General features: G+C 63.4%; 13 protein-coding genes. 4 read left to right on the plus strand and 9 right to left on the minus strand.

The annotated features are described in order from the left end of the window. Positions 1–144 precede the first annotated feature (144 nt). From NPS46_RS18700 to NPS46_RS18725, 6 genes are all read right to left on the minus strand, one after another. Positions 145–1,131, minus strand: a complete 987-nt coding sequence (locus tag NPS46_RS18700; RefSeq protein ID WP_274109749.1) for a FecR family protein — start codon at positions 1,129–1,131, stop codon at positions 145–147. Next, on the minus strand, positions 1,128–1,706 hold the full coding sequence (locus tag NPS46_RS18705; protein WP_274109751.1) for an RNA polymerase sigma factor: 579 nt from the start codon (positions 1,704–1,706) through the stop codon (positions 1,128–1,130). The genes NPS46_RS18700 and NPS46_RS18705 overlap by 4 nt, the downstream gene beginning before the upstream one ends. Beyond that, a complete protein-coding gene (locus NPS46_RS18710; protein ID WP_274109753.1) occupies positions 1,703–2,023 on the minus strand; it encodes a DUF3325 domain-containing protein in 321 nt (106 codons plus the stop codon). Before NPS46_RS18710 ends, NPS46_RS18705 begins: the two co-directional genes overlap by 4 nt. Next, on the minus strand, positions 2,023–3,603 hold the full coding sequence (locus NPS46_RS18715) for a PepSY-associated TM helix domain-containing protein (protein ID WP_274109755.1): 1,581 nt from the start codon (positions 3,601–3,603) through the stop codon (positions 2,023–2,025). The genes NPS46_RS18710 and NPS46_RS18715 overlap by 1 nt, the downstream gene beginning before the upstream one ends. Continuing rightward, complete coding sequence (locus tag NPS46_RS18720) at positions 3,600–3,905, minus strand: DUF3649 domain-containing protein (RefSeq protein WP_274109757.1); 306 nt, start codon at positions 3,903–3,905, stop codon at positions 3,600–3,602. Before NPS46_RS18720 ends, NPS46_RS18715 begins: the two co-directional genes overlap by 4 nt. 372 nt (positions 3,906–4,277) lie before the next feature. Next, on the minus strand, positions 4,278–4,685 hold the full coding sequence (locus tag NPS46_RS18725) for an HPF/RaiA family ribosome-associated protein (protein WP_274109759.1): 408 nt from the start codon (positions 4,683–4,685) through the stop codon (positions 4,278–4,280). Positions 4,686–5,003: 318 nt separating this feature from the next. Between NPS46_RS18725 and NPS46_RS18730 the strand changes: the two genes are divergently transcribed. After that, positions 5,004–6,305 (plus strand): serine/threonine transporter, encoded by a 1,302-nt coding sequence (locus tag NPS46_RS18730; RefSeq protein ID WP_274109761.1) that lies wholly within the window; start codon positions 5,004–5,006, stop codon positions 6,303–6,305. A 177-nt stretch (positions 6,306–6,482) separates the two neighbouring features. Then, entirely contained in the window at positions 6,483–6,806 is a 324-nt protein-coding gene (locus tag NPS46_RS18735) for a DUF3509 domain-containing protein (protein WP_274109763.1), read from the plus strand. Here NPS46_RS18735 and NPS46_RS18740 read toward each other — a convergent pair whose 3' ends face one another. After that, positions 6,807–7,304 (minus strand): phosphate-starvation-inducible protein PsiE, encoded by a 498-nt coding sequence (locus tag NPS46_RS18740; protein ID WP_274109765.1) that lies wholly within the window; start codon positions 7,302–7,304, stop codon positions 6,807–6,809. 370 nt (positions 7,305–7,674) lie between these two features. Here NPS46_RS18740 and NPS46_RS18745 point away from each other — a divergent pair, with 370 nt between their 5' ends. Continuing rightward, positions 7,675–7,941, plus strand: a complete 267-nt coding sequence (locus NPS46_RS18745) for a YebG family protein (RefSeq protein WP_274109767.1) — start codon at positions 7,675–7,677, stop codon at positions 7,939–7,941. A gap of 92 nt (positions 7,942–8,033) precedes the next feature. Beyond that, entirely contained in the window at positions 8,034–8,747 is a 714-nt protein-coding gene (locus NPS46_RS18750) for a response regulator transcription factor (RefSeq protein ID WP_274109769.1), read from the plus strand. A gap of 18 nt (positions 8,748–8,765) precedes the next feature. Here NPS46_RS18750 and NPS46_RS18755 read toward each other — a convergent pair whose 3' ends face one another. Then, positions 8,766–10,427 carry a ShlB/FhaC/HecB family hemolysin secretion/activation protein gene (locus NPS46_RS18755; protein ID WP_274109771.1) on the minus strand — a complete coding sequence of 554 codons (1,662 nt, stop codon included), beginning with the start codon at positions 10,425–10,427 and terminating at the stop codon, positions 8,766–8,768. Continuing rightward, on the minus strand, positions 10,417–24,507 hold the full coding sequence (locus NPS46_RS18760) for a leukotoxin LktA family filamentous adhesin (RefSeq protein ID WP_274109773.1): 14,091 nt from the start codon (positions 24,505–24,507) through the stop codon (positions 10,417–10,419). Before NPS46_RS18760 ends, NPS46_RS18755 begins: the two co-directional genes overlap by 11 nt. Positions 24,508–24,619 lie beyond the last annotated feature (112 nt).

Genomic DNA, 24,619 nt, shown 5'->3' on the forward strand with positions numbered 1-24,619 from the left:
TAAGGAGCTTTAGATACGAATGAATCGCACTTTCACTCACTACACGGAACAACCCGGGGAATACCTCACATTTTTTTCAAAAAAAAATTCAGGCTGCCTACCGGGGCGAGCACTCTCGCCCCAAGCCCGCCCTCGCCCAGCCGCTTAGCGCAGGACGATCAATCGTCCCAGCACCTTGTGCTGCTCAAAACCCAGAACGCCACTGAGTGAGTTCAGCACCGCCTGTGGATCGCTATTGGGAAAGCTGCCGCTGATGCGTCGTTCGGCCAGTTCGCGGTTCAGCAAGACGATCCGCCCCGGGTAGTAGCGCCCCAGATCGGCGATGACCTCGGCCAACGGGGTCTTGTAGTAGTTCAGCCAGCCCTGGCGCCAGGCCAATTGGGCCTGGCTATCCACCGCGTGTAGCACATCGGCCCGACCTTGTGCGTAGGCCACCTGCTCGCCGGCCGCCAGTACCTGGCGCGGCTCGCCCGCCCGCGCCGTGACCGCGACCCGCCCTGACAACACCGTCACTTGCGCCCCCTGGGGTTGCAGCCGCACTTCAAACTGGGTGCCCAGCACACGCGCCTCACCGCCGCCGGCATCGACTACAAACGGCTCGCCGGTATGCTCCACGCTGAAAAACGCCACGCCACGACGCAGCTGCACATGACGTTCGCCGGCGCTGAAATTCACCGCGATAGCGCTGTCGGCATCCAGGGTGACCTGGCTGTTATCGGCCAGAGTCACGGTGCGGATCTGCCCCGGTGCGGAAACATGGTCCGCGCCCAGATCATCGAACCAGCGCAGTGGTTGCCAGCCACCGCCCAGGGCGACCATTAACACCAGGCTCGCGGCCATCGCCAGAGCGCCCGACCAACGCCGCAGGGAAGATCGAGGCGCACGGTCCATGGCCTCCAGATAGCCTTGCAGCGCACCCGCCTCTTCCCGGGCCAGCCTGCGCGCCGGTCCTTCGCTCAATACCCACAGCACCTGGGCCTGGGCGTAGGCCTGGACATGGGCCGGGTCCGCCTGCAACCAGCGCCTGAACGTGGCCTGATCGCCGCTGCTAGGGTAGTCGTTCAACAGGCTCATCCAGGCCAGCGCGGCCTCTTCCTGGGCCGGTGTAATCGTGCAATCCGAGTGCTTCATCTAGGCGCTGTCCCTGGCTGGCGTACGATCGTCGGTTCCCGCAGGCTCGCCTTGCAGGCCCCGAGGGCGCGCATCATATGTTTTTCTACCGCGCTTTGGGTCAGCCCCATGGCCCTGGCGATCTCGGCATAGGTGCGGCCATGGATGCGGTTGAGCAGGAAAATCTGCCGCGTGCGCTCGGGCAAGCCACGCAACGCCGCCTCGATGGAACGCAGATCATTGCCGGCTTCCAGCGCGGCCTGGGGTTCGCTGGCGGCGTGACTCTGCTGCTCGGGCAACCAGCCTTCGCTGCTGCGCACCCGCGCGCCTTCACTGCGCAAATGATCGATGGCGATGTTGCCCGCGCAGCGCAACAGGTAGGTACTCAATTCTTCGACCTGCACCAGGGGCCGGCGCCAGAACCGCACAAACAGGTCCTGCACCAGGTCGGCGGCGGTCGCCCGACAACCCACACGCCGGCTGACCAGGGCCTCCATCTGCGAGCGCTGGGCCAGGAACACCCGGAGAAAATGCGCACGCCCGGCTTGTGGCTCGCCGCCCTCGGCGCCAGCCGGCTCGACCGGCCGCTCGCTCATGACAGCACCGCCCACGGGCAGGCGAGCAACCCCAGCGCCGCCAGGCCCACGGCCGCACGGGGTCGATAAGGCAACAGCCAGACCAGCAGCGACGCACTGGCCATCAATCCAGCCGTCCATTCGACCAGGCCGAAACTCCAGCCGCTGGCCAGGATCGCGGCGGGCAAAGACAGGCCCAATAGCAGCCAGCCGCCCAGACGCAGCGCCAGGCGGCGAAGCACGCCAGGTTTGCCAGCGAACACCTCGCTATGGTGCCGATCCCGCGACAGGCACAACGCGCTAAAACCGGCGTAGCTCAACAAGGTCGCCAGCAGCATCAACCCACCTCACTCGATACGGTGCCCCGCGTGGCGCGGGCTGCCTTCGTCGTTACCGGCGACACCCGGTGCTGCATCTGCCACGCCGCCCATCCCAGTAGCAACCCGCTCGCCAGACAGGTCAGGTCGAAGCCCGCCCGCGTCCAGTCGCCTTGCGCCACGTACCGCCCAAGATGTGCCGAAGTGGTCAGGGCATTGAGCAACGGGATCGTCGCGAACAGCAACGCGCCCAGGCCCAACTGCTCGACCCACGCCTGCCGCCCGCGACGCCAGCAGGCGTGCACCACGCTCAGGCCCCAGAGGCCGAAGAAGCTGTTGATCTCCCAATCTGCCCGAGCAACCAGGTCCACCGGCAACAGGCGATTGGCCCAGAAGTAGCCAGCGACCGCCAGCACCAACCCGGCCATGCTGGCGATATTCAGCACCTCCACCAGCCGCAGCTCGACAGGCATCACCGCACTTTTGGCGTGCTTGAGCTGGCGCTTGCCCAGCCAGATCACCAGCCCGGTGCCAATCATCGCCGTGCCGGCCAGGCCGACCAGAAAATACAGCCAGCGCATCAACGGCCCGGCGAACTGGCCCATATGCAGGCCATAGAAGGTCGCGGCAATCAGCATGGGCGTCGGGGTCGCCCCGGCGCTCACCGTGCGCAGCTCGCCGCTGGCACCACTGAATTCAAGCCGGTCATACGGGTCACGGGCGATGCTGGCGGCCCGAGAGCGCTGGATCGTTATATGGGCATTGCTATCACCGGGGTTGCTGACCGTGATCCGTCCCGGCACCTCGCCGCCCCAGCGGGCCTGTGTGCGCTCGAGCAATGAGTCCAATGCCACCAGCGGCGCCGGTTGCCCCTGCGCGGCAGGCGCATTGCTCGCGGGAAAGACCTCATCAAAAAATGCCCGACTGTCATTGCCATACACCGCCGCGATCCCGGCCGGCATCACCATGTGCATAAAAATCACCAGGCTGCTGAAGGTGATCATCAAATGGAACGGCAACACCAGCACACCCAGGACGTTGTGCCCGTCCAGCCAGGAGCGTTGCCCCTTGCGCGGACGAAAGGTGAAGAAGTCCTTGAAGATTTTCTTGTGGGTGATGATCCCGGTGACCAGTGCGACCAACATCATCATTGCCGCCGCCGTCGAGAGCCAGCGGCCCCAAGGCCTGGGCATCTGCAATTCGAAGTGGAAGCGGTAGAAGAAATTGCCGCCGGCAGTCTCGCGGCCCTGCAACCGGGCGCCGGTCTGCGGGTCGAGCTTGACCCCCTCGAAATCGCCACGGCGCCCCGGGGTGCCGGGCTTTTGCCAATCCAGCGAGAGGGCTGGCGACTGGGCCGACGGCATGCCGATAAACCAGCGCGCGGAACCGTCGGCATGCTCTTGCAGGTAGTCTTGGGCCAAGCGCAGGGACGCGGCGGGCTCACTGGGGCCGGTGTGGATTTCCGGCTGCATCCAGCGCGTTATCTCATCGTTGAAGTACGCCAGGGTGCCGGTCAGGAAAATCGCGAACAGCAACCAGCCAAAGACCAGCCCGCTCCAGGTGTGGAGCCAGGCCATGGACTGTCGAAAGCCCTCTTTCATAGGCGCCCCAGCCAATAGGCCAACGCGGCGAGCGTCGCCAGCACGGACGCTGGCAGCATCAACCCGAGCCACGCCAGACGCGGCGTGCGGCAGGCAAAACACCAGAGCACAGCCAGCAGATAGACCACAAACGAGCTCAGCATTCCGCTGACCACGGCCTCGGCCGGCGCCATGGGCAACAGCAGTGCCATGCAGACGCTGACCAGCGCCGCCAGCACATACCCCCCCACAACCGCCGCCAGCACCCGGGAGGTGACGGCCAGGCGATAGGCAATGGGGGGCGAGCCGGCGTTGCGCTTCATGCGTGAACCCTGGGATGAAAAAGGATAGCGCGGGCCATGAATTCACAGCCCGCGAACAGGGCGCCAATATTAATGATAAATATTCTCATGTGCAAAGCACTCTGACCGACCGGGTTCTTCGTCGTCGGCCCGCACTGATTGCGTACTGCAATTGCCCCAGCGAAGCTCACTGCTAATGACCCGCGCCCGGGATCAACGTCAGCTGCCCGCCGACGGCAGCCGGAGCAACAACAGCGTTCAGTTGAATAGGCACCAACGGTTGGTGTGCACGGGCCTGAAGTGATGTTGCGAACTGCGAGCCGTTTTTCAAACTCGCGCGACAAAGAAAAAAAAAGGGCCTGCAATGCAGGCCCTTTTTGTCGGGGTCAGGCGTCAGCTATTGAGTGCTGCCTGTTGGGTTTCCAGAAACTCCTCTTCGAGCAGGGCATCGCCCAGGTCCCGGCGTTCGGTCGGCGCCGCGACGGCACGTTTGCCGCGCAACTTGCCAAACAGGTGCTCCAGCGCATGCTCGAGCTTGGTGGCCGCCCCATCGATCGCCTGTTCCAGCGTATCGGCTTTATGGGTGACCGAAATCGGTTGATGGCCTTTTGGCCGCGCCTCCATCTGGCAGCGCATATCGTGGGGACCGGGCTTGTCGCCGTTCTCGTCCCGCAGGTGGACCTCGACACGGGTCAGATCTTCTTCGTAGCGTTCCAGCGTGCTTTCAACGGTAGTACGTACCCACTCCTCCAGTCGGATGCTGCTTTGAATATGGTTATCGCTATTGACCTGGATTTGCATAGTTCATCCCTTATTTCAGCTAGCTCGCGAGAGGATCCCGACACACCTTCGCGGTGTGTAAAACCAGACCTCTTACCTACAGAATTGGGCAGTTGGCTGAACAATTCAACCCCTAAAAAAAGATAATGCCTGCATCGCAAATAAAGCCGGACAAAGGGCAAAAGCGCTGTTATGGTCGGGAGTTGAGCCACCTTGCAACCCGCTTCCAAGCCCTCCTTTTCCCCTGCCAGGCATGGCACCGGCGCGCGCCTTGATCAGGCGTTCCGACTGGCGTTGCTGTTCTTCATCGAGCAAAAACCCTAAAATCCGCGGATGCCAATGACCAATGCCAACTCCGCCGTAGAAAACGTATGCGCCACCGCTCCCGCCTCCGCGACTTCGCAGGCCTGGAGCAAGCACGACACCACCTGGATGCTGGGCCTTTTTGGCACTGCGATTGGCGCCGGAACCTTGTTCCTGCCGATCAATGCCGGGATAGGTGGCTTCTGGCCACTTCTGGTGCTGACGCTGCTGGCGTTCCCCATGACCTTCTTCGCCCACCGTGGCCTGACGCGCTTCGTGCTGTCCGGTCGGGCCGGGGCCAACGAAGATATTACCGAAGTTGTCGAAGAACACTTCGGCGCTGGCGCCGGCAAGCTGATCACGCTGCTGTACTTCTTCGCCATCTTCCCGATCCTGCTGGTCTATAGCGTGGCGCTGACCAACACCCTGAGCAGCTTTATGGAACGCCAGCTGCACATGGACCCACCGCCGCGAGTCGTGTTGTCGCTCCTGTTGATCCTCGGCGTGATGGCGATTGTCCGCTGCGGCCAGGGCGTGATCGTCAAGGCCATGAGCGTTCTGGTCTATCCCTTTGTCGCCGCCCTCTTGCTGCTGGCCTTGAGCCTGATCCCGAACTGGAACGGCGCCTTCTTCGCCACCGCCTCCCAGGGCATGGAATGGTCGACCTTTCTTAAAACCCTGTGGCTGGCCATTCCGGTGATGGTCTTCTCCTTCAACCACTCACCGATCATTTCCGCCTTTGCGGTCGAGCAGAAACACCGCTACGGCGACCAGGCCGAAGCCAAGAGCAGCCGGATCCTGGCGGCGGCCCACGTGATGATGGTGGTCACGGTGATGTTCTTCTGCTTCAGTTGCATCCTCGCACTGTCGCCTGCCGACCTGGCTGCCGCCAAGGAGCAGAACATCTCGATCCTGTCGTACCTGGCCAATCACTTCCAGACACCGGTGATCGCCTATGCGGCGCCACTGATCGCACTGGTCGCCATTACCAAGTCGTTTCTGGGCCACTACATCGGCGCCAGCGAAGGTTTCCAGGGGCTGATCATCAAGAGCCTGCGCTCGCGCGACCGACAGATTTCAGCGGTCTGGCTGGAACGCCTGACGGCGCTGTTTATGGTGCTGGCCTGCTGGCTGGTCGCGACCCTCAACCCGAGCATCCTCAAGCTGATCGAATCCCTTGGCGGCCCGGTGATTGCCTGCCTGTTGTTCCTGATGCCGATGTACGCGATTCGCCGAGTGCCCGCGCTGCGCCAGTACTCGGGCAAACTGTCGAATGTGTTCGTGGTGGTGATCGGGCTGATAGCCCTGTCGGCGATCCTGTTCTCCTTCACCGCCTGACCGGGGACCTGCAGGCGCGAGCTTTGCATCGCGTAACACTCGCTCCTGCAGAGCATCGGCAAATGGCGGCATGGGCCTTGCTAAGTCAAACGGGCCGGCCGCCGATCTGAACGCGCGAACCAATGCCCTGTGCTGCCGGTCAATGACTGCATGTTTTCCATCAACCGGTGACGCACCATGGACAATCCCTTTCAACTCATCACGGATGCTTTCCAACCCGAATACCGGGTCAACCTGAGCATCCAGGGGCTCGATGGCAGCATTGTGCTGACCCTGTCCAACGCCCACGGGATCGTCGCCAAACGCCTGATCAGCGCCGCCCAGCGCAACGACCCACGGCGCCTGAAGCGCCTGATCGAAAGCGTTCAATTCGGTATTGCCATCGAACAGGGCCACAGCGCCATGGAAATCCTCGCCGCCATGACCGCTGACGACCATCCCGGCTTAACCCGCCCCTCCCGGCCGGACTGGCGTCGCCAGCCCCACCAGGTAGCGATCTAGCTAGATTTCGCCCTTTTCCACTTCTATCGCGTCGCCGGCGACCGTGCTCTTGCGGTGTGGGTTTTCGACCTTGACCGAAGGGAACTGGGACGAGGCATAGCGCACCACCAGGATGGCGAACGCCAGCAGCAAAATTGCCCCGGAAAGGTAAACCACCCCCATATCCGGTGGATTATGGTGCGACACATCGGAAATCAGCAGACGGGTCAGCGCCGTGATCGCCACATAGATCAGAAAGCGCACCGGCATATGGTTGGTCTTGAAATAAATCCCGACCATCGCCCCCAGTTCCAGGTAGATGAACAGCAGCAGGATGTCATCGACCGTGATATGGCCCTTCTCGATCATCCCCAGAAACGCCATCACCGCCGCCCACGCCGTCACCGCACCAATGGCGAACAACGCCAGGTAGTGGAACGACTCGACGAACAGGTTGCCCAGTGACTCGGCCAGCTCATGGACGTTTTTACGCAGGTTCTCGGCCCAGTTGATTTTCACGCTGCACTTCCTTAGATCGACTCGATCGCATGATGCGGTTTGGACATGACTGTTTCCCTGCATGCAGAAAAAAGGCCAGGCTGCCCTTGAGATGATGGCTATCCGGCTTTCGACACAAGCTGCCATGATCCCGCGCCCCTCGCCAGGCTACTTGCGGATGAAAAACAGCGAAACCCGACTACATTAAAAAGCCGCTATCCAAAATGCAGCGATTGCCTTATCCTCGTTGCTGTATATAAACACAGTAGTAGCAAAAGGAAATTAGTCGCTTCTGGGCTCCCACCCTCCGGCACGCCGGGCACCCAGAGCGCTTTGACCCTAACCGAGGGCTTGTCCCTTCAACACTGCCTATGACGACGAGGCCAAGCACATGGCTGTTGAAACCCTTTACCGCAGTACCCGCGATTTGGAGACTACGTTCGTGGACCGCAAACTCGCCGATGCCCATGACCAAATGCTCGAACTGGCTGAGCTCCTGACCGAGGTGCTGATAAAGAACGTACCGGGGCTGTCCGAACAACTTGCCGAAGACGCCAGTATCTACATGGCGAAAAACCGCGCGATCTTCGCCGCCGCCTTTAAAAACACGGCCAGTGCCCTGAGCGAACTCAGCCAGCCGGCCACCAAGGACAGCTGAGGCCTGGGCGACACGCTCAGATTTGCTCAGGCAGGCTTGCGGGCTTTTGGCTAGCATCGCCCTATCACTAGGGCCATGCGGGAGCACTGCCAATGCCTGCGAACACCCTGCGTTTGCTGCTGGTCGAGTCGGCGCCCAAAAGCCTGAACGAGCTTGGCTGCAACCTGCAACGCCAGGCCCACCGGGTGCATCACTGCCAGGGAGCGACCTTGAGCGACGGCGACATCGCCGCGTTCGCCCCCCATATCATCCTGCTCGACATACCGGAAAATAGCGCTGCCAGCCTCGAACTGGCCGGTCATATCCGCCAGCTATGGCCGGCCATGGGCCTGATGCTGCTGACCGAGCGGCAAAAACCCGAACACCGCCTACGCGGCTATGAACTCGGCGCCGATTACTGCCTCAATAGGCCCCTGGCCGAAGGCGAACTGCTTGCCCTGGCCGGCGCGTTGATGCGCCGCCTCGGCCGGCCCCCCAAACCCAGCACCACCACGGCGCCCACCTGCTGGCGCCTCGCCGCCTCCCGGCAGATCCTGCACACTCCCCACGGCACGCCTCTGGCCTTGAGTCGCAGCGAGCGGCGCCTACTCGAATGCCTGCAATGCTCGCCACTGCATCAGGCCAGCCGCAAGGCCCTGATCGAAGCCCTCGGCGCGGAATACCTGAGCTACGACGAACGACGCCTGGAGGCGATTGTCAGCCGCCTGCGGCGCAAACTCAGCGATGCCCTGGGCAGCCCCGCACCGTTGCGTGGCCTGCGGACCCAGGGTTACAAATTCACCGAGCCGCTGTCCTGCAGCAACTGACACACGGCAGGCCCTCCCTTAAAGCAGCTTGAACACCAGTTGCAGGTTCACGTAAGCCGATTCCTGATCGGGACGCACATTGGTCAAAGGCACGCCCACCAGCAATTCGCCGGCCAGACGCGGCGTGACCTGCCAGTTCACCCCGGCACCCGTACTGTCGATTTTTTCCGGTTGGCGAAACGACGCATCGATCCGGCCATAGTCGTAGAAACCGAAACCGGTCACCCGAGGCGTCACTCGATAATTGGCCTGCAGGTTGGTGTAGAACCCGCCATCGCCGGCCAGTTCACCCTGGCGATAGCCGCGCACCGTCGAGGCCCCTCCTATCTGGAACAACAGACTGGAAGGCACCCCTTCCTTGCGCGAGTACTGCCATGCGCCGTTGGCGTTGAGGTACCAGTTGGCATCGAGCACTTGATAGAACTGCAAGAAACCGCTCCAGATGTCGAAGCGATCCTTGAGCGGGGTGCCCTGCAGCTGGCTGTGGGCATCCTGGTACGCCACGCCCACGCGCAGCGAACGGCCGGGCGCCAGGTACAGTGCCGTAAGATCGGCCTGAGTCGATTTGACCCGATTTTCATTGAGAAAAACGCCAGCGATATGGTTCTCGGTACGCTGCTCGCCGTAGGTCAACTGCCCGGTCAGGAGCCAATCGCGGTTGCTCCAGAGTGGATGATTGATAAACAGCGCGGCGTTCTGCGAGTCGCTTTCGGAATCCAGGTCACTGAACGCCCCATAAATCACCTTCGCCTTGCTCTTGCCCAGACGTGCGCCCATTCGCCCGCCGTAACGGTTGAACGGTGCGTCATAGGCCAGGCTGCCGACTGTCGAGCCACGCGAACCGGCGCCGAAAAACGACAGCACGTCATCACGGCCCAGCGCGCCGTAATGGCGGTACATCAAACCACCGGACTCCTCGCCAGTGGACTCATAGCCGTGGTTGTTGGCAAACACATCGAGGCTATTGCGCGGCGGCTCGGTAACCGAGACAAACACATCGGTCAGGCCATAGCCCTTGCCCGGCTGCAGTGAAGCCGACAACACGCCGCTGCTCAGCCGATTGAACCGCGAGAGTTCGGCTTCCAGGCGTTGGGGATCGACCAATTGCCCGGACTCGACGCTCAGGCGTTCGCGCAAAAAGGCCGGGCTCATGTACGTATTGCCTTCAAGTACCAGGTCGCCAACCCGGCCCTCTACCAGTTGGATACGTACGCGTCCCTGCTCAATATTCTGCGGCGGCAGAATGGCTCGCGCGGTGACATAGCCCTTCTGGTCGTACAGCCGATTGACGGCCGAGAGAATCCGCTGCAACTCGGCAAAGTGTACTGTCTGGCCCAGATAGGGTTTGACCACCGCCTCCAACTCCGCCGAAGAAAAGATCGACGATTGGCTGAACACCACGGCATCCAGTGTAAAAGCCAGATCGGCATTGGCCGGCAGGGCCTGGTCGCCCACCGCGGGGACTTCAAGGGCCGGACCTGAGTCCTGAGGCACCCCATCAAGACGCTCGAGGCTGCGTTGCTGTTGGCGCAGCAGCTCCGAGCTGATGGCACCGGCCGGCGGTGGCAATGGCTGGGCAGCCTGGGCCGGGCCGGCAAACCAGCCGGTGGCGCAGATCACGTAAGGCAGGCAGGCCCCGGCAAGTCGAAGCCTGGCAAAAGGAACGGCATTACTTTTCATGGTAGGTCTCGGTACCCAGGTTCACGGCCACGGCCGGACTGCTGACATTGGCCAGCCAATCCAGGGCTGGCGGGGTGGAATTGGCTGCGTTGAACACCGCCGGGAGATCGGAACCATTGGCCGTGCGGTAATCCTGGTTGAACTGCGGGCGGGCCAGATCGAATGCCGCATAACCGGCCGTTACGAAGTTGCGGGTAAACACCCCGCGAGCGGCGTTGAACCACATCGGCGCGTGCGAACCAGTGGCGCCGCGCCCTTCCAGATCGAGGCTGAACGCCTTGCCCGGCACGTAGTACTGATAGTCGGCGTCATAGCGCAGGGCTGGCGTCGTGTTGTCCATCAGGGCAGAAACATAGGCCGTGCCCAGACGCATCTGCTCACCGATATAACCGCTGACCACATTGAGCCGCCCGGCATCGGCGCGGATATCGGCCTGCCGCGCACTGAGCCGTTCGAGGCGTACATGAGGCGCGGCAGCGACAGTCAGGTCGACACGCTCGGCCATCGCCCCGTCCACACCCGTGGCCCAGACCCGCAATGGAGAAGCCTGCTGGGTCTGGGTCACACCGGCGCGCAGAGTTTCGGCGCGCAACTCCAGGTTGTGGGCCACCCGCACATCGGCAATGTCCAGGTCGGTGGTGGCACGTTGGCCGTCACCCTCGGCCACCACCCGGGCTGAGCCGGTCAGGGCGTGCACGCGCTCGGCGGTGGCGTCGCGCAGCACATGCAGGTTGATGTCGCCAACCGGCGTCTGAGCATTGAAACGTCCGGTGTCCAGGCGCACCGCACGCTGAGCCTCGCCGATACCGCTGGCGGCGACTAGGTCGACCTGCCCCTGCGCCTCGTCGGTGGTGCGGATCAGCGCCTCGTCGTCCACCATGCGAATGGCGCCCTGGCTGGCCGTCAAGGCCACCTGCCCATCGAGCACGCTGTTGGCCATGACCAGGTTGTTCTGCCCGGCCAGCACGTTAGCGCCAAGCCCGAACAGCCCCAACGCGCCCCGTTGCTGGATGACGGCAAACGGGTTGGCCGACGTGCCGATATAGCCAGAGGTCTTGCCGCTGGCGTCGATGGCGCGCAGGTTGACCAGACCGCCATCGAGCAGAGTGGAGCCGCCCAGCGAGTAGAAGTTGCCGTGGTTGGCGGTGAGGTTGGTCTCGCCTTCGACTTCCAGGCTACCGACAACCACATCGCCATTGAGGACCACCACATTGGCGGTACCCGGCGCCACCAGACGATAGATCGTGACCGGATCATTCCCGTGGTTGGTGACCTGGATCGGGTTGTCCGGCGAACCGATATTGCGCCCCGCGTCGATATACAAGCCGCCCGTGATCGCCCCTGCCACCCCGGTGGCGGTCTGGTTGATCACATCGCGCCCGGCATACACATACAACGTGCCGCCCACGGTAATGTCCTTGAGGATCACATCCTGAGAGGTGCCGACGTGGTAGTCGCCCTTGGCATCAATTACCACCGGCTCCTTGGCTTCCACCACCAGGTCGTTGCGCGGATTGAGGGTCACCCGCAGGGTGCCGTCGCTACCTTTCTCGGCCTTCATGGTGCCGGGCTTGGCCTCGGCGAGGAACGCCAGCAACTGACTGGACGAATACTGGTTACCCGCCGATGACGACAGCTGATTGACGATCGAGTGGTAACCATCGGTCGCCTTGACCGTGAAGACCAGTGTCTCGGACTGCGGCAGCGGTTGCGTCGGATCATTGTTCAGGCGAATGGCGCCCTGGTTTGCCGCCACATTGGGCAACGCGCCGGTGGACGGTCGAGTGCCCGCCTCCGCGCCCGCATTGATGACCGTACCAAGCATGGCCTTGTCCCACACCGCGCCATGGGTCATCTGCGCATAGAGCGCCGAGCCGCTGTCGAGGTTGTATTGGAAGTCGCTGGCACGGGTCTGCAACAACCCCTGGTCAACGCCGGGAGCGCTGGCCAGGAAGGTTTTCGCTTCCAGGTAGCGGGCCTTGATCGCCGCATTGATCTGGGCATCGCTCGCCCCATGGCCAAGGCTGGCCGCAACCTGCTCGCGGAACAGGCCCAGGCCGGTGCTGCTCAGGCTGAAGGCGCTATCCGGGTTCTGCGCCAGTTCGCGGATGTTCCAGTAATCGCTGTAATAGCGCGCGACCAGATTCTCGTAGCCCTTGATGGTACTGGCCGCGTGGTTGGCATCGGTCAGGCCCATGCTTTCCCAGAGCGCGATTTTCTCTTGCAACTTGGCGTCATGGTCATCGGCCTTGGGCGGTGCGCCCAGAATCTGCCCGCTGGGGGTATTGAGCTCGACATTGCCCAGCAGCGACTCGATAAAGCCGACGTTCATGTTGCCGCTGGCCTGGGTCAGCGTCACGCTGCCGGGTGCCGAGGCATTGATCTCGTGGCTCTGGGTCACCAGGGCGCGATCACTGGCGCCGATGGAGCTGCCCGAGCCTGAGCGCAGGGTCAGTACGTCACCGGATATCGACGCGCCCGTGGCACCGGCGTGCTGGTAGATACCGCCGACTGCATCGAGGGTGACATCGCCCTGGGTGTGAATCGCCTTGGCGTACATGTCCCCCGTGCTGTTGAGGAAGATATCGCCCTGGCTTTGGGCACTCAGGGAGGCGCCAGCGACCCGGCCATCGATGATATTCAAGCCTTCGCCGGCACGACCGATACCCGCGCTGGCATTGAGTTGCAGGTCCAGACCCTGTAGAGAACCGCCGGCCTGCAACAGCGCACCGCCGGTGATATCGAATCGGCTGGTGCCGACATCGTTGCGGATCTCGCCGCCGACCAGCACGTTGGACGTCGCATCGACCTGCAGGCGCGACTGGCTGTTGCCGACAAAGCGGATCGGAATGGCGTAGTCGGCCTTGACGCTGTTGGTCAGGGTCAGGGTCGCATCGGTCGCGACATCGAACCGGGTGCCACTGACATAGCCGCCCCAATCACCGCCATCGGAGGTGACGTTGACCTGGGTGTACTTGAAACTGGCATCGGCCCACTGCATAAAGGTCTGGTCATCGCCGGTCGGATCACGGACCACCACACTGCCATCGCCGACCAGATAGCTCTTGCCATCCGAGGTCGCCGTCGCGGATACCCAATTGCCCAGTTTGTCGTAGACCTCGGTACTCTCACCGTCAACACCGGTCGCTCCGGCGTAATCGCGAGTGACGTGATAGCTGTGCGTCCACTCGTAACGCGCACCGCTCTGCGGGTTGTAAGTGAAGTCACGGCCGATCACGCTGCCCAGGCTGGCGTCGGCCAGGCTGGTAGCGCCGTTGGCATCGTTGTAGACCGACACGCTGTCCTGACCCGCCTGGTTGACATACCACCAGGTCTGCGCGCGCCCGGCAGCGGCACCGCTGCCCCAGGTCTTGAGCGTATCGGTGATACGCACCACGCTCTGACCGCCGCTGCCCAGATTGATATCCGTCAGCAGCAGGTCGTAACCGGTGCTGTTGTTGATCTGCACATCACCATAGCCGGAGTTGACGGTGATATTGCCCAGGGTGTTGGTGTTGATGATATTGCCGGTCAGCGACACCGAGCCGCCGCCCGCAGCATCAATGCGTTGTACCTGGATACGCTGTTTGTCCGAATCCCAGTAGACCTGCGGCACTTCGTCGGTGCCGTTGCCGTCGGCAATCGCCGTGACATGGTTCAGGCGCACCAACCCACTGCCCGGCACAATCGCGGCAATCTCGGCCGCCGCAGCGCTGTTCAGGTCCAGAGACCAATCGGTGCGGCTACCCACCTCGATACCGGCGTTGATGTTGATATTGCGCGCATTGACCATCAACGCGCCGCCGACGGTCAGTGCGCTCTGGCTCGAACCACCGGTATCGGCACTGGACAGCGCCACGCTGTTGCGGGTTTTGATCGCGTTCAGAGCGGTGTAGGTCCAGTCCCAGACCCCCGTATTGCCTAACCAGTTATGGTCGCTGGCCGAAAGGTTGCCGCTGTACTCGTACAGGCCGTCCTTGAACCAGGTTCTCCCGGAGGTATCACTGCTCGAGCTTTCCCAGTAGTCACGGTCCAGGCCGGACAGAATGATCTGCTGCTCCTTGCCGTCGCCGCGCCCATACTCGCGAATCAGGTAATCGATAAAGGCGTCGCTGTCGGTGTGCTTGAGCGAACCGTCGGCATTGGTGTTGTACGTCACGTTGGCAGCGTATTCGGCAATCGCGTCGGCCAGGTTGCGCCCATTGAGCAAGCCCAGGCCTTCAGGTGACAGCCGGCTGATAACACTGGCCCATTCAGCCTGTACCGAGGCCAGGTTCCAGGTGCGCCCCGGCAGGTTGACGAACAAGTCGCCATGGGGCACGTCCATGCTCAACTGGTAACTCTCGATGCGGGCGAACTGCGAGACGTTGCCCGACTCGTTGCGCAGCGAGGTATTCCCCTTGAGGTTTTCGATATCGCCCAGCACCAGAATCCCGGGCGCCCGGCTGGTGTGGCCCGGGACCTTGGTATCGTAGGTGTTGGCGATCACGACCGAGGGCACGCTCGGGCGCTGGTTGGCATCGTAGTAGTCGGACTGCGAGCGCTTGACCTCGGTCAGCCGCGCACCACTGGCATTCAACTTGGCAGCACCGGTCGAGAGAATCGAACCGGTGCCGGCCGCCGAGACCAGGATGCCGTTGGTCACCAGATAGTCGTCGGAGCTGTTGTGGATAATCACCGTCGGCGCGCCATAGGCCGTCAGATCGGCGCCGGACTGCTGGATACGATCAGCGCCGACCCGGATATCGCCGGCCCCGGCAATGATGTCACCGACCACGAGGCTGTCCACCGCAGTGGTGCCATCAGCCCCCGCGCCAAGGGCCTGGGCGGTACTGACGCGCATCTGGTTGTACAGGCTGATCTGCTCACCCAGGCGGGCGTATTCGCTGGAGCTCGGCGATAAGCCGGCGCGCTGCTGGATCAGGCTGGCCAGGGTCGCATCGATTTCGGCCAGCGGGCGGAACGCGTCGGTGCTGCCGGCAGGCTTGAAGCTGGCGGCGATATCACCGAGTACCGAGACGGTGCGCAGGGTGGTGCCGTCCCAGTAGATTTCCTGGCGGTTGGAAACGCCCGCAATCACCTTACTATTGCCCAGATTGAGACTGGCCAGGCGGTTGACCTTGTTCGAACGGGTGGTCTGCTCGCTGGAAAACAGCGACAGATATGGGTTTTTGCCAACACCGTAGCCGTCGGCGCTCACCGCGCCATTGGTGGCTGTCAGCTCAACATTACGCACCGAGCGCACCAGGGCGCCCGTGCCAAAGACCAGGTCGTTGGTGGTATTGACCACCGCGTCGGCCCCCAGGCTCGCGGTCACCGGGATCAGTGTGTTGTTCACCACTGCGGTATTGGCCACTGCACGGATATCGTTGGCCAGGTTGCCGTCGGCGCTTTGTCCGGCACGCAGGCCCAGGTTGCCGTAGGCCAGCAGGTTGGCGTTGTTACCGAAACGGACCAATTGGTGAGCGGTCAGGTCGATCTTCGAATCGCCGCCGCCGGCACCGACCAAGCCATAGACATCGACCCGGGCATTGGTCGCGGCCCGGCTATCGCTATAGGCCCCGACCTGCAACAGGCCGCTGCTCTTGAGTTTGACGTCGTTGCCGAACAGCACCTGGTTGCTCAGATCGACATCCATTTCGGTGCCCGCGTAGGGCATCACGATCCCGCCCCCGGCCGACAGGCGACCGGTGTCCGCCACCCGCAAGGTGTTGTGGGCGGTCATGCGCAGATGGCCTTTGTCGATGACCAACGGGCTACCGACGGTGGAGAGGTCTACGCCATTGCCCACCAGAATGCGGCTGCTGTCACGGATCTGGTTATCAACCAGCACGGCACTGCCGCTGACAACGCCACCGGAGCCGGAATAGGCCTGTGCGCCGCCTTGCGTGAGGCTGTGGGCTTCAATATCAAGCCCCTCGCTGGCGGCCAGTTTGGCACCGTCACGGATATCGACCCGGGTGTTGGCGCCCAGATCGACATTGATAAAGGTCCCGGAAGCGCCAACCATCGCCGCCTGCAGCGAATCGCTGGAGCCGGCGTAATCGAGCTGGTGTTCGGCCAGTACCTGAGTACGTCCGGTCAGCACATTGCTGCTGCCCAGCACCTCGACCGCGGTGTTGCTGCTGGCATCCAGGTTCAGGGTCGAAGCACTGCCGGCAATCACCCCGCCGCTACCGGCCATCGCTTCACCGGTCACGCCATTGCGGCCGGTGGCGGACAGGTCGAGCAGGCCGCCGACTACCCCGGTCGCGCCAAAGCGTACCGTCTGGCTAGCCGCAACATCGACATTGCCGACGTTGGCGCCGACCGCCAGCAGGCCGCCGACGGCGATACCGGTAGCATCGGTCTTGGCCCGGGTCTGGTCCGTGGCCTTGACCGTGGCATTGCCGCCAATGGCCAGACGCGCGCCCTGGCCGATCTCGGCCCGGACCTGCGTGGTGATATCGGCATCGGCCACTGTCGCGTTGACCCCAAGCAGCATCCCGCCGCTGGCGCCGACCGCGCGCGCCTCGACACTCTGGTCACGGCTGCGCAAGGCGGCGGCATTGACCTCCAGCGACGCGCCGCCGAGGTTCACCGCGCCGGCGCCGGCCTCGGCCAGGTTATCGACACTGGCATTGGCCACACTGGCGCCAATCGCCCCCGCCCCAATGGCTGCACCGAGCGAGAAAGCCTGGGCCAGCGGATCGGTGCTGGCGCGAATGCCAATGGCCCCCTGGGCCATCAGCAAGCTGCCGTCCCCGACCCAGGCGCGGGCCCGGGTCTTGTCCGAAGCATTGGCCACTACCGCGTTGCCGGCGAGGATACCGCCACTCGCGCCTGCCGCGTCCACACGGTTGCTCGAACGCGCCAGGGCGTCGATGGCAACGCTGGCGGCACGCACCTGCACGTTTTTGCCCAGCAGCGCCTCGGCCTGGCCGGTGCTGCTGGCGGTGGCGATAGACGCACCTACCGCCACGCCACCGACACTGACGCCCAGGGTCTTGGCTTGCAGCGCATGATCAAGCTTGGCATCGACGCTCAATGCACCGCCGCTGGTTATCGAGCTGCCATCCAGGACCCGCGCAGTGACCTGGCTGCTTTTTTCACTTACCGCCACTGCCGCCCCAAGGCCGACAAGACCACCGCCACCGGCGTAGGCCTTGGCTTCGGTGACACCGTCCTGGCCGTCATCGGCACTGATTTCCACCTTGCCGCCGGCCGTTAAGTGGCCAGCCAGTTCTGCCAGGCTGCGGTCGCCGACATTGATGACGGCAACACCGGCACCGGCGCCCACCAGGCCACCCGCAACCCCGACCGCCTGACTGGAGGCATCGGTACGGTTCTGCGCGCTGATGCTGACATTGCGCCCGGCATCCAGGGTCGCGTTGCCGACTCGTGCGGCAGCCGAATACTGAGTAGTTGCCGGGCTGGCCAGGAAGGTGTCGTTCGGGTTGATGGTCTTCTGGCGGGTATTGATACCGGCCTGCAAGCTTGCGGCACCGGAAAAGCTGCTGCCCATCTGCCCCTTGAGGCCCGAGTCGCGGGCAACGTTCTGCGCGTTGGACACACTGCTGTCCAGACTGGAGGTTGCCTGGGAAGAGGCACCCGCGGCCACGCTGACCACCGAAACCCCGGCTCCGGCCCCAACAAAGCCACCACCGGCCGCGGCCACCGACAACGAGTCGATATCACGCTGGTTCTCGGCCTTGATACTGATATCGCGGTCGGCGTTGACGACTGCCCCATCCCCGACACTCGCCACTGCACCGCTGCGCACCACTTGCACATCGGCGCCGGCGCCGATTCCGGCGGTCCCGCCCACCCCGGCGGTGCCCAGTACGCTACTGGTGCTCAGGGAGTCCCGGGCATGCACACGCACGTCCTGCTGGACACCATCAAGGCCGGTATTGATGCGGCTACCGGCACCGACAGCGGCCGATGTCTGGCCGGTAGCCGTCAACACATTGACCGTGCCCGCGACACCGGCCGTACCACCACCGGCGCCGGTAAAGCCCACGGTGGTCAAGTCCTGGCTGGCACTCGCGTCGATGGCGGTGAGGCCGGCAGCGTCCAGCTTCGTAGTGCCACGGGTATAGGCTTCGGTCCGCTGATCCAGGTCGGTGACGATGACGGTCGCGCCGACTCCGGCGACACCGCCAGCCGCCACGCCACCGGCAACGATATCGAGGTCATTGTCGGCATCGGCGGCAATCTCGATACCCGCGCCCGAACTGCGCAAGGTCGCGTTCTCGACGCTGCTGCGCACGGTGCCTTCCAGGGTCGTGACGGCCACCGAACCGCTGACCCCCGCCGTGCCACCCACGGCAGCGCCAACGACCACGGCATTGAGATCATGGGTGCTGCGGGCGTTGACGCCAATGGCCCCGCCAGCAACGAGGCTGGCCCTGCTGACATTGGCCTGGGTGCTGTGATCCAGAATCGTGGTCGTCACCGACGCACCCACCCCGGCACTGCTGCCACCGCCCGCCGCGCCATTGCCGGCGGTCACGCGGGTGTGATGGTAGGCGCAGACCTGCACGGCGCCCTGGCTCTCAAGCGTCCCGCCCGTCACCTCGGCCCGGGTCTCGCCACTCACCTGGTTGACGGTGACCGCGCCAGCGACCCCGACATTGGCGCCCGCGCCGACACTGGCCGCAACGCTGTCCAGCTCATCGGTGCTGCTGGCGACCACGGCGATGCCATTGAGGCTCTGATGCCCCGTACGCTCGCTCAGTTCCAGGCTGGTGTCGCTGCTCAGGGCGCCGTTATCGACCGACTGGGCCGGCCCCTGGCCGCGCGCGGTCAACTTCGTGCCACTGCCGGAAATACGTGCTGTGGTAGTGCCTTCAAGCTGGTTGACCGCGACCGCACCAGACATGCCAACGCTGGACAGGCCAACGCCCAGGGCACCGGCCACGGTCTCGATATCGCTGTCGGAGCGGGCCGTCAGCAGCAGGCTGCCATCGCCGTCGAACTGGGTACCCTTGCCAATCTCGGCCAGGGTGCTGCCACCGACCCTGTTCACCGCGACCGATCCCGCCGCGCCATTGCTACCGCCCACGCCGAGCCCGGCCGCCAGCGACTGCAACTGCTGGTCGCGCAGGGCGCCGACACGCAGCAGGCCACCGGCCTGCAGGTTACCGCCCAGAATACCGGCATAGACACGGCCGAGAATCGTGTTGTAGGAGCCCGCCAAGCCAACCCCGGCGCCACTACCGCCGTAGGCCAGGGCCCCGGTGAGACTGCGCACACTGGAGTGATCGCGGGCATCGAGGGTTATTTCGCCAACGCTGACCAGGTTGCTGTCGACCGCGCGCGCGCTGGCCTGGTTGTCGATGGTATTGATCGCGACAGACCCAGCGACGGCTGAGGAGCGCGCCGCCACCGCGCCACCGGCCACCAGCGCGCTGATTTCACTGTTCTGCTGGGCTTGCAGCGCCATGCGCCGGGCCTCGGCCTGGCTGGCGAGAATCTCGGCGCTGACCCGATCACTGATGGTGTTGTAGCCAAAGCTCGCGCCCACCGCGCCGTCGCCACCAATCGCCGCCGAGCCCGATGCCGTCCAGATCGTGCTGGCGTTATTCGCATCCAGGGTCAGTGCGCCGCCCAACTCGATACCCTGGCTGGCACGCAGCGCCGCCACGGTGTCGTGGTCCAGCTCATTGATCGCTACAGCGCCATCGAACGCATACTGGTTGGAAAAGCCCATGGCCGCGGCCACGGACACCAGGTCGGCGGCACTGGTGGCGGCCAGCGAGAAGTCGCCATGACTGGACAGACCCTGCAGGTTTTCAGCGAGGGCTTCGGTGCTGCCGTCGATATGGTTGATCGACAAGCCCGCGCCCACCCCGGCCTTGCCGCCATAAGTGACCGCACCGGCCACGGCATGGATGCTCGAACGATCGTCGGCGCTGACCTGCACGCCCCCGGCCGCATCGATATCGCCATCGGCCAGACGGGCACGCGTGACGCTATCGATGGCGTTGACGCTGACCGAACCCGCCACCTGATAGCTACTGGCCGATGCGCTGGCGGAGACACCCGCGGAGACCGACAAGGCGCTGCCTTCATTGTCCGCACGGACCTTGACCGTATTGGCGGAGACCTTGCCGGTGGCCGCCAGTTCGGCTTCAACGTGCGTATCGAGCGTGTTCTGGGAATAGGCGCCGGCCAGGCCAACGCCCTTGCCGGTATTGCGCGACACCGCCGCGCCGCCAGCAATGGCGTGCTGGGCAGTATCGTCGCGGGCGCTGACGTTGACGCTCGCGGCGTCGATATCGAGATCGTCGGTGATGCGTGCACGCACGGTGTTATCGATCAGGTTGACCGCTGCCGAACCGGACACATTAATGCCAAAGGCTCCGCTCCCGGCCCGCGATTGTGCCGCGCCGGACGTGGACGGCGTAGGTGGTGCGGTCAGCGCCACCGACAGCGCGTAGTTGCCGATCATGCCGTCGCTGCTGGCGTCAACCACCAGGGCACCTTCGGCCGAGGTGTGACCGGCAGTGTGTTGCGTGTCGCGACTGCCCAGCCAGGCCTCGGTGGTACGCTCGAAATCATGTACACCAGCGGCCGCACCGGCCGCCCGGGAGGAAGACTTCACCACACCGCCTGTCACGGTCAGGCTATCGGTGTCGTCGCGAGCAGAGATACGCAGATCGCCACTGGCGCCATGGGCGGCGACGACATCGAGGTGCGCACCATCATCGATACCCGCACGGGTGGTGTTCTCCAGCATGGACACGGCGACCGAGCCACTCAACGAATTGGTTCCGCCATCGGAGCCGGACACCGCGTAGTTGATCATGTCAACGTCGGTAACCGCCTCGACCTTCAACTGGTTGGCATACAGATTAACCGCACCCACGCTGGCCTCGGCATGGTTGCTGTAGTTGCCGACAATCACGCCCGCACCCATGCCATTCTTGCCGCCACTGCTGTTGAACACACCCGGATCGGCGGCGACGTTGACCATCTGCGACTCGACCCGGGCATTGATATCCACGGTCTGCGCCTGGCCGCGATACGCCGCGTCCTGGTTAATGTTCACGCCATCGCCGACATCAACCTTGGCATTGAGCCCAACCTTGTTGATATCGACCATGCCACTCAAGGTGCTGCCGTCATCCTTGGCCTTTTCCCCCGAGACCGCCGCCGAGGAATCGACCCAGGTGCTGAATATCTGGTCGCCGGCGCTGACGGTCTGGATAAAATCATCCAGGTTGTCACTGCCAAAGGACTTGATCAGGTTCGACAGCCGGCTCTGGTCCAGCCACGGCAGGCTGGCCTTGGCAGACAGATTCAAGGCACGCAAAGCGTCCAGCTCCGCCCCCGGGCGCACGGTCAGCACCGCACTGTTGTTCTGCGAACTGATCAGGATGGCTACCGCGGCGCCATTTTTCTTGCCGCTGCTTTCGGTGTCGAAGCTGAAGGGTTTGCTGGTGGTTTTCTTGTCCGAAATCTCGGTGGACACACTGGAATTGAGCGCATCGGTGACCGTGGCCGTCAGGCTCGCATCATGCCCGGCCTTGACCTGAGCCTGGCTGCCGAGGTTAAGGCTGGCCTGGTTGTCGTGGTCAACATAGGCGATCGCCCCCGCGACACCCAACTCCTTGAGAAAGCCATCAGTCTCTTTGTTGTCGCTCTGCTCACCGCCTTTCTCAGTGGTTTTACCGACAAAGGATTTGACCCCGTCGAACATCTTTTTGGTGGCGTCGGTCTTGAACTTGGCGACCCGCGTGCCAAGGTTGTCGCCCAACAGGACGGCAGCATTGTGCTGGTTGCTCAGGGTGTTGACCGAGGCATTGAGTTTCGCGTCTCGCCCGGCCTGGAGGGTGCCATTGAAATCGGTGCTGGCGTTCAGGTCCGAGATCGCCACCAGTACCGCGATCCCGATGGAACCCTCACTGTCCCCCGCCAACGCCGCGACCTTGAAGTTCTTGTTCTGCTCGGCACTGACACTGGCATCGCGCCCAGCCTTGATCAGTGTGCCGCTACCCACCGCCGTCGTGGCATCGCCCTGGGTGTAGGACACGTTGGCCGTCAGGGTCGCCGGTAGCTTGGACGATACCTGCATGGCTTTGACACTGCTTTGCACCGTGCTGTCGGACTGGCTCTTGAGCTTGACGTCACCGGTCCGGGATTCGATAAGCGCGTTCTGGCCGATATTGAGCTGGGCGTCACTGTGGGTCACCGATACCACGGCGCCAATATGCAACCCGGTGACCGTAGCCTGGGCATTGGTACTGGCATGGGAGGCGATACTTACCTCGTTATCGCCGACGATAACTACGCGATCACCAATATTTACCTTGGCCTGGGCATCGAGCACCTGGACTCCGGCCAGCAGGCCGTTGCTGACCAGGGTGTCGATCAGCCCCTCGAACACGCCTTTCTGGCCGCTGGCGGCCTGGCCTTGGGTTAGGGCCCCGGAAGCCAGCAGGGACTCGCGTTGCTTGGCCATCTGCGCGTCGGTCAACACTTCGGCAATCGGGTTACCGTCCGCGTCATAACTGTTGTAAAGGCCTTGTTCAGAGAGGCTATCGGTCAGGGCCGTGGAGGACTCGGCGGTAATCGAAACCTTGCCACCACGTAGCTCGACCCCCTGGCCCAGGGTGATTTCGGTCTTGTTGCTACCAACACCAACCTGGATGCCCGGGGTAATCAAGGCACCGTCGGTGGCCTGAGCCTTGAGGCTGATATCACCGGCTTTGTAGGTCGCGCTGTTGGTCTGCGCATACAACTTGGCGTTGGCGCCCAGGACGATGCTCGGCGCCTGCAGGCTGATATCCCCCGAATCGCCAAGGGAGACGCCGTCGCGATGCTGCTCCTGGGTGGCGCTCTGGTAATTGGCGATATTGCGGGTGGAAATCATCACCCCGTCGGCGACCTTGATCGCATTCGAAGCCTGCAGCGTATAGCTGGCACCGCCCAGGCGCTGATCGTGAGTAACCTCGATATTTTCCGGATCGATCAACACATGTCCGGCCTTGCCGCCCTGGCCAGCGCTGGCTTGCAGACTCCCGCCCCACGTCACGGCCTTGTCCGCAGACAGCTCGACCGAACCACCATTACCGCTGGCCCCGGCATTGGCCGCGATCACGCCCCCCTGAGCCAGGGTCGTCTGCTCCTTGGCCTTGACCACGACCGAGCCGCCGTCGGAACCCTGGCCCCGGCCGGAAGCCGAGACGCGCGCACCGTCGCCAATGGCGATAGTACGGTCGGCACGAATCTCGATATCGCCGGCCGCCTTGCCGGCGGCACCGTCGGCAATCACCTGACCGGCAATGGTGACGTCACGCCCGGCGGTGATGTGGATCTGACCGTCGAGCGCCGCGATCTGCACCCCGCTCTGTAAACCGTCGATATTGACCAGTTGCTCGATCCGCGGCAGAGCCTGCTGGCCACTGACCAACTGCCCGCTCGCCGTGATACCGACATCCTCGGCACTGAGGGTAATTGCCCCACGGGCGTTGACCTGGCCGCGTACCGAAACCAGGCCCGACGCCGACAACGGCAGATTGCCGGCCTTGAGCTGGGCCACCGCAACGTCATCGATCTGGCCATCGGGCCCGAGCAGGCGCTCCAGGGCCGCGCTGGTGGGGGTGGTCACGGTCAGGCTGCCGACGTTGATCACCCCCGACTCGCCGACCACCATCCCATGGGGGTTGGCAAAGTAGATATCCCCGCCAATCTGGCCATTCTTGTAGCCATTGAGGATGCCGTTGATCTCCGTACGCTGGTCGCGAACGATATTGATTAGGGCCTTGGCCGAGTCAGGCACGTGCAGGTTGGCAATATCACCAGCGTCGACATTGAAGCGCGAAAACGAGTTAAAGCCGTTGCCGTTCTTGATTGTCGCGGTAAAGACATCCGTGACGTTGCCGTTGTGCACCAACGACGTGTCGGTCCGGCCATCGATGACAATGCTCTGGGCATATAGCCCCGGACTGGCGAGCAGTGCGCCGACGGTCAGTAATCCGGCACCGCTGGCCGATTTGCTGGACTTGGTCTTGCCCTGGCGATTGGTGTTTTCACCAACGACTTGCCAGACACCTTTGGCGTGGTTCCAGATGGTGCGATAGACGTGGTTCATGCGCGCGATCCTTGATGCGTAAGGTCACCACGCGTATCGCCACGGCAAAGCTCTACCTGGGCGGCGCGTATAAGGTGCCGACGGTGGGAATGGATAGCGGCGAGTATAAAAG

This window comes from Pseudomonas putida, from assembly GCF_028682395.1.
GTDB lineage: Bacteria > Pseudomonadota > Gammaproteobacteria > Pseudomonadales > Pseudomonadaceae > Aquipseudomonas > Aquipseudomonas putida_AB.

What these genes read in the sequence shown, in the direction of transcription:
- NPS46_RS18700 (WP_274109749.1), bottom strand. Translation starts at nt 1,131, where the DNA reads ATGAAGCACTCGGATTGCACGATTACACCGGCCCAGGAAGAGGCCGCG.
- NPS46_RS18705 (WP_274109751.1), bottom strand. Translation starts at nt 1,706, where the DNA reads ATGAGCGAGCGGCCGGTCGAGCCGGCTGGCGCCGAGGGCGGCGAGCCA.
- NPS46_RS18710 (WP_274109753.1), bottom strand. Translation starts at nt 2,023, where the DNA reads ATGCTGCTGGCGACCTTGTTGAGCTACGCCGGTTTTAGCGCGTTGTGC.
- NPS46_RS18715 (WP_274109755.1), bottom strand. Translation starts at nt 3,603, where the DNA reads ATGAAAGAGGGCTTTCGACAGTCCATGGCCTGGCTCCACACCTGGAGC.
- NPS46_RS18720 (WP_274109757.1), bottom strand. Translation starts at nt 3,905, where the DNA reads ATGAAGCGCAACGCCGGCTCGCCCCCCATTGCCTATCGCCTGGCCGTC.
- NPS46_RS18725 (WP_274109759.1), bottom strand. Translation starts at nt 4,685, where the DNA reads ATGCAAATCCAGGTCAATAGCGATAACCATATTCAAAGCAGCATCCGA.
- NPS46_RS18730 (WP_274109761.1), top strand. Translation starts at nt 5,004, where the DNA reads ATGACCAATGCCAACTCCGCCGTAGAAAACGTATGCGCCACCGCTCCC.
- NPS46_RS18735 (WP_274109763.1), top strand. Translation starts at nt 6,483, where the DNA reads ATGGACAATCCCTTTCAACTCATCACGGATGCTTTCCAACCCGAATAC.
- NPS46_RS18745 (WP_274109767.1), top strand. Translation starts at nt 7,675, where the DNA reads ATGGCTGTTGAAACCCTTTACCGCAGTACCCGCGATTTGGAGACTACG.
- NPS46_RS18750 (WP_274109769.1), top strand. Translation starts at nt 8,034, where the DNA reads ATGCCTGCGAACACCCTGCGTTTGCTGCTGGTCGAGTCGGCGCCCAAA.
- NPS46_RS18755 (WP_274109771.1), bottom strand. Translation starts at nt 10,427, where the DNA reads ATGAAAAGTAATGCCGTTCCTTTTGCCAGGCTTCGACTTGCCGGGGCC.
- NPS46_RS18760 (WP_274109773.1), bottom strand. Translation starts at nt 24,507, where the DNA reads ATGAACCACGTCTATCGCACCATCTGGAACCACGCCAAAGGTGTCTGG.